We start from the raw sequence: 17,450 nt of genomic DNA, 5'->3' as shown, positions 1-17,450 counted from the left end.
TCGACCGAGCGCATGCCAAGCCAACAGACCGGGGAACGGACGGGGTCAAGGCCGTCAGCCGCCGAAGGCGGGGGCGCGCTTCGCGCCAGCCTTGAGGCCGGCCGATCACCGGTCTACTTCAGCACAGTTGCTCGGAGTGGGACGGGATGGCTATCGGTATAAACTGATTTTCAATTCTGTAAAACCGAAATATTTTTCCGCGAGGGGCTTGACACCTATTCCGATAAACCGAAGTGATTTGCCCGTCGGGTAGTCACACACCGTCACATTCGCCTCATCGGATCGGTTAGCCGACCGCGCGCGTCCCCGCGGCAGCGGCGACAATCCCCGTAAAAATCCGGAGATACTTTTGGCGATCAGCAGGTAAAACGACCGGCTGACGACAGGACGATATCGAACATGGCGGTCATCTCATTTCTACTGGCGATCCTGCTCGGCGGGACCGCTTTCCTGTTCAAGCAAGCCGCTTCGCAGATTTCCGTCGGCACCTCCTGGGCCGGCGAAATCTGCTCGACCTCGCAGATGTTCTGTCACCATCCGGAATATCTCGCCTATGCCGGCTTCGGACTGATGACGGTCGCGATCGGAACCAAGCTGAGCAACCTGTCGCGCTAGAGCGGGCCCCTCACGCCTTCTTCAGAAACTCCGTGCGCAGCACCAGGCCCTTGACCTTGTCGGTGCGGCCTTCGATCTCGTCGGCGTTGTCGGTGAGGTGAATACCCCTGATGACGGTGCCACGCTTGAGCACTGTCGACGACCCCTTCAGCTTGAGGTCCTTGATCAGCGTGACGCTGTCGCCCTCGGCGAGCAGCGCGCCGTTGGCGTCCCTGACCTTGATGTCCATGTGGTGATGTCCTTTGTGACGGTGAGGTTTACCGCATGGTCGCGAGCTGCACCGCGAGCGCGCACGCCCGGTCGTACTCGTCGAGATTGATCCACTCGTCGATCGTGTGCACTTCGTTCTGCCCGGCGCCGAAAGTCACGGTGGGAATACCGTGGCGGACCATCCAGTTGGCGTCCAACCCGCCATTCGCGGTGCGGATAACCGGCGTTCCGCCGATGCCGGACACGGCCGCGGCGGCGCGCTTGACCACCGGCAGGCTGTCCTTCATGCGGAACGGGTAATAGTCGGTCTCGGCCTTGAACTTGACGCGGCCTGACTTGCCATCGCTGTTCCTGACGCGCCTGGCGGCCTTCTCGAAGGCCGCCTTGTAGGCCCTGGTGATCTCCCTGAAGAACTTGCCGTCGTGGCTGCGGCTTTCGCCGCGCACATGCACGTAGTCGGTGACGACGTTGGTGGCGTCTCCGGCCGGCCGGCCCTCGCCGCCGGTGACGGGACCGACATTGCTGGTGCCCTGCTTCCTGTCTTGCCCCTTGCCTTTCATCACTTTGCCGAACCAGCCGCCGGCCTTCACGTCGGCGAGCGCGAGCGCCAGGATCATGGTCGAGCTGATCCCGCGCTCCGGTGCGACGCCGGCGTGCGAAGCGCGGCCGAAAATCTCGACCTGCCAGCGATCCGCGCCGACGGCGCCGATGACGACATTGGAGGCCGAGCCGCCGTCGTAGTTGAAGGCCATGACCGGCGAGCCGAGGTCGGCGGTCCTGACGTGGCGCGCGCCCCAAAGCCCGCTCTCCTCGCGCACACAGAACAGCAGCGTGATCGGCGGATGATCGAGCTTCTGTTTTGCCAGTTCGGCGGCCAGCGTGACCAGAACGCCGCAGCCGCAACGGTTGTCGCCGCCGAGCGCGGTCTTCGCCTCGTTGACGATCTTGCGCCCCGCCAGCTTCGGCTTCGCTCCGGCGCACAGCGGCACGGTATCCATGTGGGTCATGAACATGATCCGCGGCTGGTTGTGCATCGCGCCGCGGCCAGGCAGATCGACGATGAGGTTGCCGGTCTCGGTCGGCACGGGAATGCGCGTGTTGGCGTCGTCGAGGCGGATCGCGTCGTCAGGCACGCCGCCTTCCCGCAGCGCCGCGGCGAGCTCGCGCCCGATCGCGGCTTCCTTTCCGGTGACGCCCTCGACGGAGAGAAAGCGCATCAGGCGGTCAGTAGCGGCTTTGACGTCGACAGTCATGACGAATCCCTCGATGAACGGAGCGTGTGAACATCCTTCGCGGCCCGTTGTTTCGCAAGGCTTCCTGAGCGCGATCCGCGAAGATAATTTGCGGCCCACCCCGCTTCCTCATGGTGAGGAGCGCGTCCGGCAGCGCGCTCGCGCTGTCCGGCGCGCGTCTCGAACCATCTGGCACATTGCCTGCTGCTTCCTTCGAGACGCCACGCGAAGCGCGCGCGACTCCTCAGGATGAGGCCGGCTCCCGCCCCTAACCCAGTTCGATCTGTTCGGTGATCTCGTGCGTCAGGCTGATGCCGCCGATGGTCAGCACCATCTTGGCCGGCAGTTTCTCGTTGCCCTTGAGGCGGCCGGAAGCGACGGCGTCGCGCACCGCCTTCTCGATCTCGCGCTGCGAGGTGATGCCGACTTTCTTGAGAAAGCCGCGCAGGCTGGTGTTGAATTTGTCCTCGTCCATGATGGTCTCCTGACCTTAAGGCCGTGTCGGATTGTTGAGCATGTATTCGCCGAGATTGCGCTGCCGCTTGTCGACGCGCGAATTGGCATTGGCGCGCTGGACGTCGCGGTCCTTGCGGCAGTTGACAAAGTCCGTTGAGCCGACGGCATGGCTGCGGGCGCAGAACGCGTCGTCGTCGCCTGACGTGTCGGCCATGGTCGGCTGTCCGCGCTCGAGGCAGCCCGCGAGCAGGGGCGCGAGGAGGAGGAGTCCGAGGAGCCGTACCGAATTGCGTCGCATGGTTTGTCCGTTATCTCATTTCGTCATGGCCGGGCAGAAGCGCGAAGCGCGTCTTCGCGCTAGGTGACCCGGCAATCCATCGAAATCAAGGCAATTTCGTTGATCGAGGCGGAGTAAAACCCTCCGTCGTCATTGCGAGCCAACGGGTCGGCGCAAAGCGCCGCCCGATGACAGGCTCCGCGAAGCAATCCATCGTGCCACACAAGGGAAGAATGGATTGCTTCGTCGCAAGTGCTCCTCGCAATGACGGAACCGAGGGACGGTGCCCGCTCGTCCCTCACACCCTGCCCTTCAGCGCGCCCTCGATTTCCTCCAGCACCTTGGGATCCTCGATGGTGGCGGGCATGGTCCATTGATCGCCGTCGGCGATCTTCTTGATGGTGCCGCGCAGGATTTTTCCGGAGCGGGTCTTCGGCAGCCGGCCCACCGTGATCGCGAGCTTGAACGCCGCTACGGGTCCGAGCTTGTCGCGCACCAGCGCCACGATCTCCTTTTCGATCTCGGCATGGCTGCGCGCCACGCCGGCCTTCAGCACCAGGAAGCCGCAGGGCACCTCGCCCTTGATGGCGTCCTTGATGCCGAGCACCGCGCATTCGGCGACGTCGGGATGCGCGGCGAGAATCTCTTCCATGCCGCCGGTGGAGAGCCGGTGGCCGGCGACGTTGATGATGTCGTCGGTGCGGCCCATCACGAAGACGTAGCCGTCCTCATCGATGTAGCCAGCATCGGAGGTTTTGTAGTAGCCGGGGAATTCGTTGAAATAGGCTTCCTTGCAGCGCTCGTCCTGTTGCCACAGCGTCGGCAGGCAGCCCGGCGGCATCGGCAGCTTGATGACGATCGAGCCCATGGTGCCCGCGGGCAGCGGTTTCGAGGCTTCGTCGACCACCTCGACCCGGTAGCCCGGCATCGGCACCGTCGGCGAGCCGTGTTTGACGGGCAGCATGCCGAGGCCGACCGGGTTGCCGGCGATGCACCAGCCGGTTTCGGTCTGCCACCAGTGGTCGATGACAGGCACCTTCAGCTGCTGCTCGGCCCATTCCACCGTCGGCGGATCGGCGCGCTCGCCGGCCAGAAACAGCGTGCGGAATTTCGAAAGGTCATATTGCCGGATGAATTTTCCGTCCGGGTCTTCCTTCCGGATGGCGCGGAACGCGGTTGGCGCGGTGAACAGCGCCACCGCCTTGTGCTCCGAGATCACCCGCCAGAACGCGCCGGCATCCGGCGTGCCGATCGGCTTGCCCTCATACATGATCGAGGTCGCACCATGCAGCAGCGGGCCGTAGATGATGTAGCTGTGGCCGACCACCCAGCCGATGTCGGAGCCGCACCACCAGACCTCGCCCGGCTTGACGCCATAGAGGTTGAACATCGACCATTTCAGCGCGACCAGATGCCCGCCATTGTCGCGCACCACGCCCTTCGGCTTGCCTGTCGTGCCGGAGGTGTAGAGAATATAGAGCGGATCGGTCGCCAGTACCGGCACGCAGCCGGCGGATTTTTTTGCCGAGATCGCCCTGGCGCGCAAATCCGCCCAATCGTGATCGCGACCGCTCACGAGATCGCAGCGCAGCTGCGGCCGCTGCAGGATGATACAGGCCGCGGGCTTCACGCTCGAAAGACCGATCGCTTCATCGAGCAGCGGCTTGTACTGCACGAGGCGGCCGGGCTCGAGCCCGCAGCTCGCTGAAAAAATCAGCTTTGGTTGGGCGTCCTCGATCCGGGTAGCGAGTTCTTTCGCGGCAAAACCGCCGAAAACCACGCTGTGCACCGCGCCGATCCGCGCGCAGGCCAGCATCGCCACCACGGCTTCCGGCACCATCGGCATATAGAGGATGACGCGGTCGCCTTTCGCCACGCCGAAATCCTGCATGATGGCGGCGAGCGTCTTCACCTCGGCCAGCATCTCGGCATAGGTGAATTTGGTGACGGTGCTGGGTCCCGACGGATTGGCCAGCGGCGAATCATGGATCAGCGCCACCTGATCGGCGCGGCCGTTGGCGACATGGCGGTCGAGCGCGTTATAGCAGGTGTTGACCATGGCGCGGGCGAACCAGCGGCCGTATAGCCCCATGGCGGGGTCGAACACCTTCTTCGCCGGCTCGATCCAGTCGATCTCGCGCGCCGCCTCGCCCCAGAAACCTTCCGGGTCCTTCAGCGAACGGGCATGGACCTCGTGGTAGCGGCTGGTGTTCTGGATGTTCATGGCGTCGCTCCCGCACGGCTCGGCTTGTTGTCTCATTCAGCGAGCAAGGATGGATGACCGACTTGAGCCCGGCCATGACCAGGATCAAGCTCAGCCGCTTTTCCGGGCATTGTCACGGGATGACCCGACAATTCAAGGCGAAAACGCTGCGGGCGGACGGGCCGCGCTGTCGCCTAGAAGCCATCGGCGCCCACGATCTGCCGCAGCCGCGCCTTCATGGCCTTGTGCAGGTCGTAGCCCGGCCGGCCGAACTCCGCATTGCGCCTGACCAGAAATGCCGCCTGATCGCGCTGCAAGGCTCGCTTCATGTGCGCATGGACGCCCTTGGCTTCGCGGACCACGATGATGTGCATGTCGTTGATCTCGCGATCGAGATCGGCCAGTTCCGGATTGGCGCAGATCGCCTTCTCCACCGGAAGCCTGGATGTCGCGCAGTTGAAACTCGGCCTGCCGGCGACCGCCATCTGCGCGCCGAGGCGCTCCAGCTCCTGCGCCAGCGCCCGGTGGCTGGCCTTGGCGGTCGGGTGATCGGGGTTGAGCCTGGCGGCGGCGGCGAAATCGGCCAGCGCGCGACCCCGGTCGCCCTTCTTGCGCCAGAGTTCGCCGCGCGTGTTGAAGATGTCCGCCAGCGCCGGATCGAGCCGCAGCACGGCGTCGTAATCCCCGATGGCGCGGTCGATCAGGTCCTGGCGCTGGTAGGCGCCGGCGCGCGCGATCAGCGCCTTGATCCGGTCGGCCTTCGCCGTCTTGGCATGATCGATCAGCCCGCCGCAAACGGCGATGGTCCTGCCGGCATCGTCGGCCGCCGCGGCGGCGACGCAGGGCGCGGGGTCGATCAGCGGATCGGCCGGCGGCCTCGCGCCGGTGGCGAAAGCGCCGTGCAGCGATGCCGTCGCCAGGACAAGTGCGACGGCCACTTTGCGGATCAGGACGGCAGGACGAAGTCGCATCGATCTACCCGGCAAAGAACCCTCAATATGGGAGAGAGTCGCGCCCGGCAAGAGCGGCGCAAATCGGGCTTCGGCCGAACTGAGTGCCGATCGGCACCCGGATTCGCATGCCTGTTGCGAAATTTTTCCTTGAACCAAAATGCGGTTCCGAAGACCCATTAATTCGCTTCGGAGACCAGCCTGCCATGACCACGCTCATCGACGACAAACACGTTCACGCGCGCGTGACATCGCTCGCACAATATTTCTACTTCTACATGGCGCTGGCCTGCATCGCCGTCGCCTTTCTCGGCTTCGCCCCAACCTATTTCGTGCCGATGGCGGCGGGAAAATTTCCGCCGATGCCGGTGGTGCATTTCCATGGCCTGCTGTTCTTCGCCTGGACGCTGTATTTCGCCTTCCAGAGCTGGCTCGCCGCATCCGGACAAATGATGCGGCACCGGACCATGGGCATGATCGGCGTGTCGCTGGCGACGGCGATGACGATCTCCGGCTTCCTGGTGGCGGTCAGCGCGATGAAGCGCTCCGCCGCCATCGGCATGACCGATGAAGGCATCGCGTTCGCGATCGTGCCGCTCAGCGGCATGCTGTTTTTCGCCGTCGTGTTTACGCTGGCGATCGCCAATGTGCGGCAAAAGGAGATCCACAAGCGGTTGATGCTGCTGGCCGGCATCTCGCTGCTCGACGCCGCGGTGGCGCGCTGGTTTTTGACGTTTCTGGCGCCGCCCGGCGCCATCGGCCCGCCGCCGGTGTTTATCACCATCCCGCCGGCGTTCGTCGCCTATCTCCTTCTGGTGGTCGCTATTGCCTGGGACTGGCGCACACGCGGGCGTCCGCATCCGGTCTATCTCTATGGCGGCATCGCGCTGATCGCGGTGAAACTGCTGAACTGGCCGCTCAGCACCACGGCGGCGTGGCATTCGCTGGCGGGCGGCATTTTGGCGATGGCACAGTAATCGGCGTCCCTGCGAACGCAGGGACCCATAACTACCAGCGGTCAGGGTTACACAATATCGTCGAACAATTTTTTTCCAACGAGAAGCCGCGGCGTTTGGGTCCCTGCTTTCGCTGGGACGACAGCGGAGTTGGTTCGCCTTCGCGCCTAACTCCCCGCCTTCACCGTGATCCCGCCATCGACGATCAATTCCAGCCCGGTGACGTATTTCGATTCGTCGGAGGCGAGGAACAGCGCGGCGTTGGCGACGTCCCAGGCGTCGCCCATGTGTCCCATCGGCACCTGCGCATCGCGCGCCCGCCACATCGCCTCGACATCGCCGCCGGCATAGCTCGAGGCGAGGCCGGCGGAATGCTCGACCATCGGCGTCTTCATCAGGCCGGGCAGGATGGCGTTGACGCGAACATGTTTCGACGCGAATTCGACCGCGGTGGTCTTGGTCATCTGGTTCATCGCGGCCTTGGATGTGCCGTAGCTGACATAGGAGATCCCGAGATGGCGGATCGAGGCGATCGACGAAATGTTGATGATCGAGCCGCCACCCTGCCGCACCATCACCGGGATGACGTGCTTCATGGCGAGGAAGGCGCTCTTCAGATTCACCGCGAAGACGCGGTCCCATTCCGCCTCGGTCACCTCGACCACGCTGCCCATCTCGGCGATGCCGACATTGTTGTCGAGCACGTCGATGCGGCCATAGGTCTCGAGGCAGGCCGCCACCATCGCCTCGACCTCGCTGGCTTTGGACACATCGGCGGTGAACGCCGCCGCGGTGCCGCCCTCCGAGGCGATGATATCGACGGTTTCCTGCGCCGCCTTGCCGTTGCGGTCGACGCAGAACACCTGCGCGCCCTCGCGCGCGAAGGTCACCGCGGTCGCCTTGCCGTTGCCCCAGCCCGGCCCGATCGAACCGGCGCCGACCACCATCGCTGTCTTGCCCTTGAGGCGTTGCATCGATCTTCTCCCCCTTTTGTCAATCTTTGGGAACCCTTGTAGCCCGGAAGGAGCCCCGCGGTCACGCCGCCGGCATGCCCCGGGGCGCAATCCGGGATGGCGCAAGAACAGTCCCGAAATCCTGCCGGAAGCCCTTGCCACGGTTACCGAAAACCGGGATCAATGCGGCGCAATCGAGGGCGCGGCCAGCCAGGCCAGGCCATGTCAAAAGCGTTTCGGGGGAAGCATGGCCGCAGACACATCAACGCATGGCAAGCCAGAATCTGGCAAAACATCGCCCAATGACGACACCGTCGCCATTTCCGACGAGGCGCTGCAGCGGGCCGAGGCCTTTATCGAGGCCGACGAGGGCGCGGCCAACCGGCTGATGGGCTGGTGGGGGCGGGTCTCGACCACCCTTGCCGTGACCATGAGCCTGTTCCATCTCTACGCCGCCTACGCGATCGTTCCGACCCAGGAACTGCGTTACACCCACGTCGCCTTCACCCTGATCCTGAGCTTCCTGCTGTTTCCGCTCGCGACGCGGTTTCGCAACCGGGTACGCTGGTGGGACGTGGTGCCCGGCCTGTTCGCGGTGGCGACCATCGTCTATGCGTTGTGGGGCGGCGAGGATTTTACCGACCGCGCCACCTCGCCCGAACGCATGGACGTCATCGTCGGCATCGTGTTCATCATCCTGCTGCTGGAGGCGACCCGCCGCACCACCGGGCCGATCATGCCGGTCGTCGCCATATTGTTCATTGCCTATGCGATGCTCGGCCCGCATTTGCCGGCACCATGGACCCATCGCGGCTACGAACTGCCGCGGCTGGTCGGCCATCTCTTCATCACGCTGGAGGGCATTTTCGGCGTCGCGGTCGACGTCTCCGCCACGCTGATCATCCTGTTCACGATCTACGGCGCGTTCCTGCAGCAGTCCGGCGCCGGAAAGTTCTTCATTGATTTCTCGCTGGCGGTGATGGGCGGCAAGTCGAACAGCGCCGGGCGCACCGTGGTGCTGTCGTCGTTCCTGCTCGGCGGCCCCTCGGGATCCGGCGTCGCCACCACCGTGATGATCGGCACGGTCGCATATCCGATGCTGGCGAAGGCGGGCTTCGAGAAGAACGCCGCCGGCGGACTGCTGGCGGCCGGCGGGCTCGGGGCGATCCTTTCGCCGCCGGTGCTGGGCGCCGCCGCCTTCCTGATCGCCGAGTTCCTCAAGATCAGCTATCTCGACGTGATCTGGATGGCGCTGATTCCGACCTGTCTGTATTATCTGTCGCTGCTGATCATGGTCGAACTCGACGCCAAGAAATACGGCGCCAAGGACGTCGACTTCACGCCGGAAATGTCGCTCGGCCTGATGACGCGGCGTTACGGCTTCCACTTCATCTCGCTGCTCGCCGTCGTGGTGTTCATGGTGATCGGCTACTCGCCGGCGCTTTCGGTATTCTACGCCACCGCGGTGACCTTCGCGCTGAGCTTCCTGCGCAGGGAAACTTCGCTGGTGCCGAAGAAGCTGATGAAGGCGCTGGCCGACGGCTCGATTGGCGCGCTAAACGCCGCGACCACTTGCGCCTGCGCCGGCATCGTCGTCGGCGTCGTGACCCTGACCGGCCTCGGCCTGAAATTCTCGTCGATCGTGATCGCCTATGCCGGCGGCAGCCTGCTGCTGACCGCGATCTATACCGCGCTGATCGTCTGGATCATCGGTCTGGCGGTGCCGGTAACCGCCTCCTACATCATCTGCGCGGTGATCGCCGCGCCCGCATTGATAAAACTCGGCGTGCCCGATTACGCCGCCCACATGTTCATCTTCTATTACGCGGTGTTGTCGGAAGTCTCGCCGCCGACCGCGCTGTCGCCGTTCGCGGCCGCCGCCATCACTGGCGGCGATCCGTACCGGACCACATTGCAGTCGTGGAAATATACCCTGCCGGCGTTCCTGGTTCCGTTCGTGTTCGTGCTCGACCCGCAGGGCGTCGGCCTGCTGCTCAACATTCCCAAGGGCGGATCGTGGGTCGATATCCTCGAGATCACAATCAAGACAACGCTCGGACTGATCGCGCTCGCCGCGGTTGCGCAAAACTGGGCGCTGCGACAAAATAAGCCGATCGAGGGCGTGTTGCTTCTGCTATCGGGACTGCTGCTGGTGTTCCCCAGCCTGATCGAGGCGATCGTCGAATGGGCCACCGGACGTGACATCAGCTATACTTACGTGCCTGGAATGATCATCGGCCTCGGCGTGCTGCTGTGGCAGGCCAGAACACCAACACCCAAACAACCGGCCCTCACAACTTAATCAGGGAGTGAACTTGAAATGACGAGAACGAAAAAGACCGCGGCGATACTGGCGATGACCCTCTCGGCGGGGCTCGCGCTCGCCGGAGTGGTTCACGCCCAGCAGAAGACCATGTCGATCGGCACCGGCGGAACCGGCGGCGTCTATTATCCGCTCGGCGGCGCGGTGGCCAACGTGCTGTCGAAGAACCTGCCGAACGTGCAGGCCACCGCTGAGGTCACCGGCGGATCGGTCGACAATCTCAAGCTGATCGCCTCGGGTCAGAGCGAGATGGCGTTCACCATGGCCGACGCCGCGCTCGATGCGCTGCAGGGCAAGGACAAGTTCACCAGCGGCAAGGTGCCGCTGCAGGCGCTGCTGGTGGTCTATCCGAACCGCATGCATGTCGTCACCGTGGAGGGCACCGGCATCGAGAAGATGTCCGACCTCAAGGGCAAGCGCGTCTCCACGGGCTCGCCGGGCAGCGCCACCGAAGTGATGGCGTTTCGCGTCATCGAGGCCGCCGGCCTCGACAAGGACAAGGATCTGAAGCGCGAGCGGCTCGGCGTCGCCGAATCCGTAAATGCGGTCAAGGACCGCAAGATCGACGCGTTCTTCTGGGTCGGCGGCATTCCGACCGCCGCCGTGACCGACCTGGCGGCGACGCCCGGCATGAAGATGAAGCTGATCGACCACAGCGACACCGCCGAGAAGATGAACGCCAAATACGGCAAGCTCTACACTGCGAGCTCGATCAAGGCCGGTTCGTATCCCGGACAGGACAAGGACAACGCCATTACCGAGGTCTGGAACCTGATCGTGACCGGCGCCAAGATGAGCGATGACGACGCCTATGCCATCGTCAAGACGCTGGTGGAGAAGAAGGCCGACATCGTCGCCGTGCACAAGGAAGCGCTGAGCTTCTCGCTCGACAACCAGGTGCAGGATCGCTCGCCGATCCCGTTCCATCCCGGCGCCCTGAAGTACTTCAAGGAAAAAGGCATCGGCGGCTAAGCTCGCTGCCACATCGTGGGGTGGGTAAAGCGAAAGCGTGCCCACCAATTACGACAACGATCGAGTTAACTCCCGGGCGGCGCAGCCTCTGCGCCGCCTGATTCATTTTGCGGCCGATCACTCGAACTTCATGTCGAGGCATTTCGAGATGTCGGAGCCGAGGCCGGAGGTGATGATGATGCAGCCGCGGACCTTCCGCGCGGTGTTGTCGCTGGCCCACACCGCATAGCCGCCGGTGCCGAAGAACGAATTGGTGTTCGGCGGCTCGGTCTCGGTGGCGTCGAACGAATAACTGGAGTCGGTGTCGAAGATGCGGGGCCGCTTGGCGCAGCTGCCGTCGCTCTGCAAGTTGATCACTTCCTTGTTGTCCCGCGTCAGCGCCAGGGTGACCTGGCAGCGGAAATACTCCGAGGTCTTGACGTTGAAGATATAGGCGTAGGATTTGCAGGTCGCGGTGCTGAGTTTGCCCGGGGCGAGGCCACGGCTGCAGGAGATTCGCTGGTTGTTGCTGAGCTTGAAATCATCGGCATGCGCCACCGGGACCAGCGTCGCCAGCGCCAGCGCGGCGCCCAGGGCAATCTTCATCACGTGGCTCATCCGAATCATCCTATGATCTGTCTCGAGAAACATCGGTTCTAGACCTGAACCGGAACATAGTCGCGAAGTCGCAGGCGGGAAATCACAAAGTCTTATGGAAGCCCGATGCGGCGAACAGGCGCGTTGACGGAATAATGACGTTCGTGGTTTGTTCAAGAGATCGAGATCGGTTTATTCGGACCGGTCGCTGGGAGATGCAGGATGACTAGAATTTCGACCAAGACCCTTTTGATGGCAGCCGCGCTTGGCGTGGCCGCGGCGCTTGCCGCGCCGGCGACACCCGCATTGGCGCAAGCCCCCGCGCCGACGCCCTGGGAACTGAAGCCGGACATGGGCTACGGCTATGGCAAGGACGGCAAGACGTTCTCCTACAAGATGGGCACCAACAATGCCGGCTTGCTCCTGAAGGGCGCCAAGAAAGTGCCGAAGGGCACGCTGTTCTTCATCGGTCAGAACGGTCAGCTCTATATGCGCACCGGCCCCTATCTCGAAGGCGACGGCAAGTTCAGCTTTGGGCCGGGTTGAGCTGGTGAACCCGTCGTCCCGGCCTCCGCGCCGGGACCCATACTCCGCGGCGTCAGTGATTGAAGAAGGTATCTCACGCTGTGCCCGAACGGCGGGACACGGCGTATAGGTCCCGGCGCGGAGGCCGGGACGACGCTGTTTCACGATTCCCTAAAGCGCGCCCGCCAATTCCCTGGCGCCCGGCAGGTTGCTGTTGGCGTCCATCCGGTTGTCGGTGATCGCCAGCAGCTTGGCTACCGTGTTGTGGCGGATCGCTACCGGATTGCGCTCGTAGCCGCCGCGCTGGAAGAAATTCGCGGTCGGCACCTGTTCGCGCATCGCCTGCGGCATCGTCACCATGTCGAGCCCGGTGGAGTCGCCGGTCAGGTTCATCATCTCCAGTTCGGCGGCGCTGAGCGGTTTCGTGTAGCCCTTGGCGCGCGCGAACTGCACCGAGGTCAAGAGCTTGCGGGTCTGCAGCAGCGGGCCGACGTCGATGTCCAGCACCATGGCATGGACGCCCCAGCCATGCGGCGTCGCGGCGAGCTTCTCGTGCTCCGACCACTGCACCGGCACCGAGCGCGTGAACGCCACCATCCGCTTCAACACCGCCAGCTTGTGATCCATCGCCTTGCGCGCCGGGCCGGACATCCCGGCGGCCTTGTCCGTCAACGCCTTGATGATCTCCTGCCCGTGTTCGGCGAGCAGCGAGACGCTGTTGGTGGTGAGCAACTGGTTGTACCCGATCGCGGTGGAGATCGCGCGCGAGCCCGGGCGCGAGGCGCTCAATCCGGACTGCATGTCGTGATTGCCGTTGCCGCCGGTCTCGAACGCGTAGACCCGCACGATCTGCTCGCGCGTCAGCCCGGACGCCAATGCGATGCGGCCATAGGCGCGCTTGAACTCGACCTCGCTGGCCGGACGCTGCGGCGTGAACTGGAAATGCGTCGCCGCGGCTTTCAGGAAATCGGCCACGACCGGCAGCGGCTTGCGCTCGCGCGGCGGCATGTCCTCGGCCTCCGGATCCACCGGGCGCTTCGGCCCGGTGTACAGCGGCGGCTGGGTCAGGACATAGTCGTCGAGCGTGATGGCCTGGCGCTCGCGCCGCTTGGCGTTGCGGCCGCGCCGCTTTTCGGCAATCGCGGTCCAATAGGGATCTGCTTCCGCGTCAAAGGCCGCCCGCGCCGCCTGATATTCTCTCAGCTTGCGGCGATATTCCGCGATCGCCTGCGGCGACGCCGCCTGCGCCATCGCCTCGGTGGCAGCGGCCGGCAGCACAGCCGCATCGATGGCCGCCGCCGGCGGCGCCATCAGCAGCAGCACGAGCGCGGGGAACCCAAAACAAAAGCGAATCGCTGAGGTGCGCATTGCATCTGTTTAGCAAGACGGCCGTCGATGTCAGCCCCGAAACGGCGCGCCCGCCTGCCTCACTCCTGCTCGACGCCGCTGGCCTTGACGAGGCCGGCCCATTTCTTTTCGTCCTTGTCGATGAAGGCGGCATAGTCTTCCGGCGTGCCCGGGGTGATCTCGGTGCCATCGAGCCCCAATTGCCGCTTGACCTCGTCGGAGGCCAGCGCGTCGCGCAGGGCCTTGTTGAGCCTGTCGATAACGGGCCGCGGCGTGCCGGCCGGCGCCGCCAGGCCGTAATACAGCGACGCGTCGAATCCGGGCAGGCTGGCTTCGGCGATCGTGGGCACGTCGGGCAGCAGGCTCGAACGCGTCGCGCTGGTCACTGCGAGCGCCCGCAATTTGCCTGCCGCCACATTGCTGTGCGAGGCCGGGATCGGCGCGAACGCCATCGGGATATGCCCGCCCAGCAGGTCGGTCAGCACGGGACCGGTGCCCTTGTAGGGAATGTGCACCAGCGTGATGCCGGCGGCGCGCGCGAAATATTCGCCGGTGATGTGGCTGGCGGTGCCGGCGCCGGCCGAGCCGAAATTGACCTTGCCGGGATTGGCTTTGGCGTAGGCGATAAGTTCGGCGACGGTTTTGGCCGGAAATGAAGGGTTGACCACCAGCGAATTCGGCGCGTTGCCGATCATGCCGATCGGCGCGAAATCCTTGCGCGGGTCGTAACCGACATTCTTGTAGAGCGACGGCCCGATCGCCAGCGTGCCGGTATAACCGAGCAGCAGCGTGTAGCCGTCGGGATCGCTTTTCGCCACCGCCCTGGTGCCGATGGTGCCGCCGGCGCCGGGACGGTTGTCGACCACGATTTTCTCGCCGAGCAGTTCGCCCATCTTGTCGGCGACGCCGCGGCCGACGATCGTGGTCGAGCCGCCCGGCGTAAACGGAATCACCAGCGTGATGGGACGGTTCGGGAAGGTCTGTGTGTGGGCCGGGGCCAAGCCGATGGCGAATAAGGCCGCGGTGGCGAGAAGAGCGTTCCAGATGCGCATTCGCACCTCCCCTTTTATTGGCCGCATGGTCGCTGAAACAATGGCGGTCTGCAACATATCCTCCGTCATTCCGGGGCGATGCGGAGCACGAACCCGGAATGACGGCTTCGCCGTCACTTCCAGGCGAACACCGGCTGTTCCAGCTCGGCGACGCGGGTGTCGCGGCCGGCGAGCACTTCGCGGAACTGGTAGATCAGCGCTGCGGTCGGTGCGTGGATGAATTGCCCGGCATGGCGGAAGCGGATCACCCGCCGTGTGCTTTCCGGAATCGTGGTGAAGGAGAAGGCGTCGGCATCCTCGATGGTATCGAGCGCGATGCGATGCACCGAGGCGACCTCGTCGGGATTGGGCGACAACGCCGTGCTGCTCCCCGCCCACAGCACGACCGGCGTGATCAGGTAGCCGGACCGGGTGGGATAATCGTCGAGCAGGCCCAGCACGTCGCCCTCGCCGAGTTCGAGGCCGAGTTCCTCATGCAGCTCGCGCAGCGCGGCCTCTGCCGGCGTCTCGCCCTCGTCGCAGCGGCCGCCGGGCAGCGCCCATTGGTTGCTGTGGGCGCGCAGGCCGGAGGCGCGCAGGGTCAGCAGCAGCGCGGTGCCGCCGGCCGCCTCGGTTTCGGTGAGTGCGACGGCGACGGCGGCCCGCTTCAGCGCGGGCATCGGTTCGTTCGCAGGCAGCCGCGCGAACGCCGCGCAGCGCGCCGCGATATTCCGCCTTGTGGCATGGTCGAACGGCCTCTCCATCCCGCTTGACTACAACACGTCCGCGTTTGATGAAATGCCTTCACGACATCAATGCCCCGCGAGGGCACCGGACAGGACCACATGACCGACAAGACCGCCGCAAAGCTTAGATCGGACGGCTGGACGGTGGTCGAAACCTCAGGCTTTCTGCATTTGATCGGGCCGCTGTGGCAGCGCCAGGTCGACGGCGAGCACGAATATGCGCTGGTGGCGCAGGACAAGCATCATAACCGCCGCGGCCTGGTGCAGGGCGGCGTGCTGATGACCTTCGCGGACCGAACCTGCGGCATGACCGCCCGCTACGTTTCGGGCAAGCCGACGCTGGCGACGGTTCAGTTCGACACCCATTTCGTCGAGGCCGGCAAGATCGGCGAGACCCTGGTCTCGAAGCCGCATGTGGTGCGCACCACCCGCAGCCTGATCTTCATCACCACGGAAGTGACCGTCGACAAACGCTGTATCGCCATGGCCAGCGGTGTGTTCAAGATATTGAAGACCGAGACGTGACGTTCCCGTCATTGCGAGGACCATCCCATGCAATACCGACCCCTCGGCCGCAGCGGCCTGAAGATTTCGCCGATTTGCCTCGGCAGCATGATGTTCGGCGGGCCGACCGACGAGGCCACATCGAACCGTATCATCGCCAAGGCGCGTGAGGCCGGCGTCAATTTCATCGACACCGCGGATGCCTACTCGAAAGGCGGCTCCGAGCAGGTGGTCGGCCGCGCCATTTCCAACAACCGGCACGGCTGGGTGCTCGCGACGAAACTCGCCAATTCGATGGGCGACGATCCCAATCGCGGCGGGCTGTCGCGGCGCTGGGTGCTGCAGGCCGCGGAGGAAAGCCTGAAGCGGCTCGGCACCGATTACATCGACATCTATTACCTGCACAAGGAAGACCATTCGACGCCGCTGGCCGAGACCGTGCGCGCGATGGGCGAACTGATCCAGCAGGGCAAGGTGCGCTATTTCGGCGTCTCGAATTACCGGGCCTGGCGGGTCGCCGAAATCTGCAACATCTGCGACGACCTCGGCATCGCCCGGCCGGTGGCGAGCCAGCCCTCTTACAACGCCATGAACCGGATGCCCGAGGTCGAGCATTTTCCGGCCTGTCATTATTACGGCCTCGGCATCGTGCCCTACAGCCCGCTGGCACGCGGCGTGCTGACCGGCAAATACGCACCCGATGCCGCGCCCGACAATGACAGCCGCGCCGGGCGCAACGACAAGCGCATGATGCAGACCGAATGGCGGCCGGAATCGCTGAAACTGGCGCAGCAGATCAAGGAGCATGCCGAGGCCCGCGGTATCACCGCCGGGCAGTTCGCGGTGTGCTGGGTGCTGAACTCTTCCTTCGTGTCCGGCGTAATCGCAGGTCCGCGCACCGAGGAGCAATGGGACGACTACTTGCGCGCGCTGGACTATCGCTTCACGGCCGAGGACGAAGCCCTGATCGACCGGCTAGTCACATCAGGCCACCCCTCGACGCCGGGGTTCAACGATCCGGCCTATCCGATCGAGGGACGGAGGGCGCGGACGGCCGCTTGAGAAGAAAACCAGGGCTATTCGGGCCTGAAAGGCGCATCGTTTTTCCGGTTCGCCTCTGGCCGGATGCAGGGCTGTGTTCCCCGGCTGCGAACCGACGATTTGCAACAAAAGCCGGCGAAAGCGCGCGAAAGCGATCCAGTTCGTGTTGGATCGCGCGAGACGCGCGCCATCGGTAAGGAAAACCCCTCCCCGCGCCCGGCGGTCGCGCCGACGCCTCACAAGGAAGCAACATGCAGATTCTTTCCGCACGTCACGTCAAACCCGAGGAGTCGGCGCGTCTCGGCGTGGTTTCGGGCTGGTACTCGACCAAGGTGAGCGGGACCTTCGTCACCGGCCCCCACACCACCCAGGAAGACTGCCTGTCGAAAATCCTCGAACTCAATCCGCCGCCGGTGAAGAAGAAGTTCCCGATTCCCGGCTGACGAACCTTCGAGGAGCTTTTCGACATGGCGCTGACCGCGGGCCAGTTTCAGGACTACGATTTTAACCGGATGGTCGTGCGCTTCACGATG

The 17,450-nt window shown here is 64.4% G+C and carries 19 protein-coding genes; 8 read left to right on the top strand and 11 right to left on the bottom strand.

The features are described 5' to 3' along the window. The first annotated feature begins 399 nt into the window (after positions 1-399). The gene (locus tag Q8N40_RS26440) at positions 400-615 is read left to right on the top strand and encodes a hypothetical protein (protein WP_305713911.1); all 216 of its coding nucleotides are present in this window, start codon (positions 400-402) and stop codon (positions 613-615) included. 10 nt (positions 616-625) lie between these two features. Here Q8N40_RS26440 and Q8N40_RS26435 read toward each other — a convergent pair whose 3' ends face one another. The 6 genes from Q8N40_RS26435 to Q8N40_RS26410 form a co-directional block, all read right to left on the bottom strand. Beyond that, a complete protein-coding gene (locus Q8N40_RS26435; RefSeq protein ID WP_305713910.1) occupies positions 626-844 on the bottom strand; it encodes an alkylphosphonate utilization protein in 219 nt (72 codons plus the stop codon). Positions 845-872: 28 nt separating this feature from the next. Further along, entirely contained in the window at positions 873-2,078 is a 1,206-nt protein-coding gene (locus Q8N40_RS26430; protein WP_305713909.1) for a M20/M25/M40 family metallo-hydrolase, read from the bottom strand. A gap of 247 nt (positions 2,079-2,325) precedes the next feature. Beyond that, entirely contained in the window at positions 2,326-2,532 is a 207-nt protein-coding gene (locus tag Q8N40_RS26425; RefSeq protein ID WP_305321046.1) for a DUF6494 family protein, read from the bottom strand. Positions 2,533-2,547: 15 nt separating this feature from the next. After that, positions 2,548-2,811 (bottom strand): hypothetical protein, encoded by a 264-nt coding sequence (locus Q8N40_RS26420; protein ID WP_305713908.1) that lies wholly within the window; start codon positions 2,809-2,811, stop codon positions 2,548-2,550. 277 nt (positions 2,812-3,088) lie between these two features. Beyond that, positions 3,089-5,014: a propionyl-CoA synthetase gene (locus Q8N40_RS26415; protein WP_305713907.1), complete on the bottom strand. Its 1,926-nt coding sequence runs from the start codon at positions 5,012-5,014 to the stop codon at positions 3,089-3,091. 173 nt (positions 5,015-5,187) lie between these two features. Continuing rightward, entirely contained in the window at positions 5,188-5,964 is a 777-nt protein-coding gene (locus Q8N40_RS26410) for a hypothetical protein (RefSeq protein WP_305713906.1), read from the bottom strand. A 185-nt stretch (positions 5,965-6,149) separates the two neighbouring features. Between Q8N40_RS26410 and Q8N40_RS26405 the strand changes: the two genes are divergently transcribed. After that, the gene (locus Q8N40_RS26405; RefSeq protein WP_305713905.1) at positions 6,150-6,920 is read left to right on the top strand and encodes a hypothetical protein; all 771 of its coding nucleotides are present in this window, start codon (positions 6,150-6,152) and stop codon (positions 6,918-6,920) included. A gap of 146 nt (positions 6,921-7,066) precedes the next feature. On the opposite strand, the gene Q8N40_RS26400 is transcribed toward Q8N40_RS26405, so the two are convergent. Next, positions 7,067-7,873 (bottom strand): SDR family NAD(P)-dependent oxidoreductase, encoded by an 807-nt coding sequence (locus Q8N40_RS26400; RefSeq protein WP_305321041.1) that lies wholly within the window; start codon positions 7,871-7,873, stop codon positions 7,067-7,069. A 226-nt stretch (positions 7,874-8,099) separates the two neighbouring features. Between Q8N40_RS26400 and Q8N40_RS26395 the strand changes: the two genes are divergently transcribed. Beyond that, on the top strand, positions 8,100-10,154 hold the full coding sequence (locus tag Q8N40_RS26395) for a TRAP transporter fused permease subunit (RefSeq protein ID WP_305713904.1): 2,055 nt from the start codon (positions 8,100-8,102) through the stop codon (positions 10,152-10,154). A gap of 18 nt (positions 10,155-10,172) precedes the next feature. Continuing rightward, a complete protein-coding gene (locus Q8N40_RS26390; RefSeq protein WP_305321039.1) occupies positions 10,173-11,147 on the top strand; it encodes a TAXI family TRAP transporter solute-binding subunit in 975 nt (324 codons plus the stop codon). Between the two features lie 117 nt (positions 11,148-11,264). Here Q8N40_RS26390 and Q8N40_RS26385 read toward each other — a convergent pair whose 3' ends face one another. Beyond that, positions 11,265-11,744 (bottom strand): hypothetical protein, encoded by a 480-nt coding sequence (locus Q8N40_RS26385; protein ID WP_305713903.1) that lies wholly within the window; start codon positions 11,742-11,744, stop codon positions 11,265-11,267. A gap of 201 nt (positions 11,745-11,945) precedes the next feature. Between Q8N40_RS26385 and Q8N40_RS26380 the strand changes: the two genes are divergently transcribed. Beyond that, complete coding sequence (locus Q8N40_RS26380) at positions 11,946-12,269, top strand: hypothetical protein (protein WP_305321037.1); 324 nt, start codon at positions 11,946-11,948, stop codon at positions 12,267-12,269. A gap of 150 nt (positions 12,270-12,419) precedes the next feature. Here the strand turns inward: Q8N40_RS26380 and Q8N40_RS26375 are convergent, their stop codons facing one another. The 3 genes from Q8N40_RS26375 to Q8N40_RS26365 form a co-directional block, all read right to left on the bottom strand. Further along, on the bottom strand, positions 12,420-13,616 hold the full coding sequence (locus tag Q8N40_RS26375; protein ID WP_371135822.1) for a hypothetical protein: 1,197 nt from the start codon (positions 13,614-13,616) through the stop codon (positions 12,420-12,422). A 59-nt stretch (positions 13,617-13,675) separates the two neighbouring features. Further along, the gene (locus Q8N40_RS26370; protein WP_305713902.1) at positions 13,676-14,647 is read right to left on the bottom strand and encodes a tripartite tricarboxylate transporter substrate binding protein; all 972 of its coding nucleotides are present in this window, start codon (positions 14,645-14,647) and stop codon (positions 13,676-13,678) included. Positions 14,648-14,760: 113 nt separating this feature from the next. After that, positions 14,761-15,390: a CoA pyrophosphatase gene (locus tag Q8N40_RS26365; RefSeq protein ID WP_305713901.1), complete on the bottom strand. Its 630-nt coding sequence runs from the start codon at positions 15,388-15,390 to the stop codon at positions 14,761-14,763. An 81-nt stretch (positions 15,391-15,471) separates the two neighbouring features. On the opposite strand from Q8N40_RS26365, the gene Q8N40_RS26360 reads away from it, so the two are divergent. From Q8N40_RS26360 to Q8N40_RS26350, 3 genes are all read left to right on the top strand, one after another. Next, positions 15,472-15,897, top strand: a complete 426-nt coding sequence (locus tag Q8N40_RS26360) for a PaaI family thioesterase (protein ID WP_305321034.1) — start codon at positions 15,472-15,474, stop codon at positions 15,895-15,897. Positions 15,898-15,924: 27 nt separating this feature from the next. Then, positions 15,925-16,938, top strand: a complete 1,014-nt coding sequence (locus tag Q8N40_RS26355) for an aldo/keto reductase (RefSeq protein WP_305713900.1) — start codon at positions 15,925-15,927, stop codon at positions 16,936-16,938. 230 nt (positions 16,939-17,168) lie between these two features. Further along, positions 17,169-17,360, top strand: coding sequence for a hypothetical protein (locus tag Q8N40_RS26350; RefSeq protein WP_305322586.1), 192 nt, complete (start codon positions 17,169-17,171; stop codon positions 17,358-17,360). Positions 17,361-17,450 lie beyond the last annotated feature (90 nt).

Origin of the sequence: Bradyrhizobium sp. (assembly GCF_030693485.1) — a bacterium.
In the GTDB taxonomy this organism is placed as follows: domain Bacteria; phylum Pseudomonadota; class Alphaproteobacteria; order Rhizobiales; family Xanthobacteraceae; genus Bradyrhizobium.
The sequence above is the reverse complement of the archived record's forward strand: the minus strand, read 5'-3'. Positions and strand labels throughout refer to the sequence as shown.

Coding starts and splice junctions, on each gene's coding strand:
- Q8N40_RS26365 (WP_305713901.1), bottom strand. CDS start 15,390: ATGGAGAGGCCGTTCGACCATGCCACAAGGCGGAATATCGCGGCGCGC.
- Q8N40_RS26395 (WP_305713904.1), top strand. CDS start 8,100: ATGGCCGCAGACACATCAACGCATGGCAAGCCAGAATCTGGCAAAACA.
- Q8N40_RS26350 (WP_305322586.1), top strand. CDS start 17,169: ATGCAGATTCTTTCCGCACGTCACGTCAAACCCGAGGAGTCGGCGCGT.
- Q8N40_RS26430 (WP_305713909.1), bottom strand. CDS start 2,078: ATGACTGTCGACGTCAAAGCCGCTACTGACCGCCTGATGCGCTTTCTC.
- Q8N40_RS26420 (WP_305713908.1), bottom strand. CDS start 2,811: ATGCGACGCAATTCGGTACGGCTCCTCGGACTCCTCCTCCTCGCGCCC.
- Q8N40_RS26360 (WP_305321034.1), top strand. CDS start 15,472: ATGACCGACAAGACCGCCGCAAAGCTTAGATCGGACGGCTGGACGGTG.
- Q8N40_RS26440 (WP_305713911.1), top strand. CDS start 400: ATGGCGGTCATCTCATTTCTACTGGCGATCCTGCTCGGCGGGACCGCT.
- Q8N40_RS26385 (WP_305713903.1), bottom strand. CDS start 11,744: ATGAGCCACGTGATGAAGATTGCCCTGGGCGCCGCGCTGGCGCTGGCG.
- Q8N40_RS26370 (WP_305713902.1), bottom strand. CDS start 14,647: ATGCGCATCTGGAACGCTCTTCTCGCCACCGCGGCCTTATTCGCCATC.
- Q8N40_RS26375 (WP_371135822.1), bottom strand. CDS start 13,616: ATGCGCACCTCAGCGATTCGCTTTTGTTTTGGGTTCCCCGCGCTCGTG.
- Q8N40_RS26415 (WP_305713907.1), bottom strand. CDS start 5,014: ATGAACATCCAGAACACCAGCCGCTACCACGAGGTCCATGCCCGTTCG.
- Q8N40_RS26380 (WP_305321037.1), top strand. CDS start 11,946: ATGACTAGAATTTCGACCAAGACCCTTTTGATGGCAGCCGCGCTTGGC.
- Q8N40_RS26400 (WP_305321041.1), bottom strand. CDS start 7,873: ATGCAACGCCTCAAGGGCAAGACAGCGATGGTGGTCGGCGCCGGTTCG.
- Q8N40_RS26355 (WP_305713900.1), top strand. CDS start 15,925: ATGCAATACCGACCCCTCGGCCGCAGCGGCCTGAAGATTTCGCCGATT.
- Q8N40_RS26410 (WP_305713906.1), bottom strand. CDS start 5,964: ATGCGACTTCGTCCTGCCGTCCTGATCCGCAAAGTGGCCGTCGCACTT.
- Q8N40_RS26405 (WP_305713905.1), top strand. CDS start 6,150: ATGACCACGCTCATCGACGACAAACACGTTCACGCGCGCGTGACATCG.
- Q8N40_RS26435 (WP_305713910.1), bottom strand. CDS start 844: ATGGACATCAAGGTCAGGGACGCCAACGGCGCGCTGCTCGCCGAGGGC.
- Q8N40_RS26425 (WP_305321046.1), bottom strand. CDS start 2,532: ATGGACGAGGACAAATTCAACACCAGCCTGCGCGGCTTTCTCAAGAAA.
- Q8N40_RS26390 (WP_305321039.1), top strand. CDS start 10,173: ATGACGAGAACGAAAAAGACCGCGGCGATACTGGCGATGACCCTCTCG.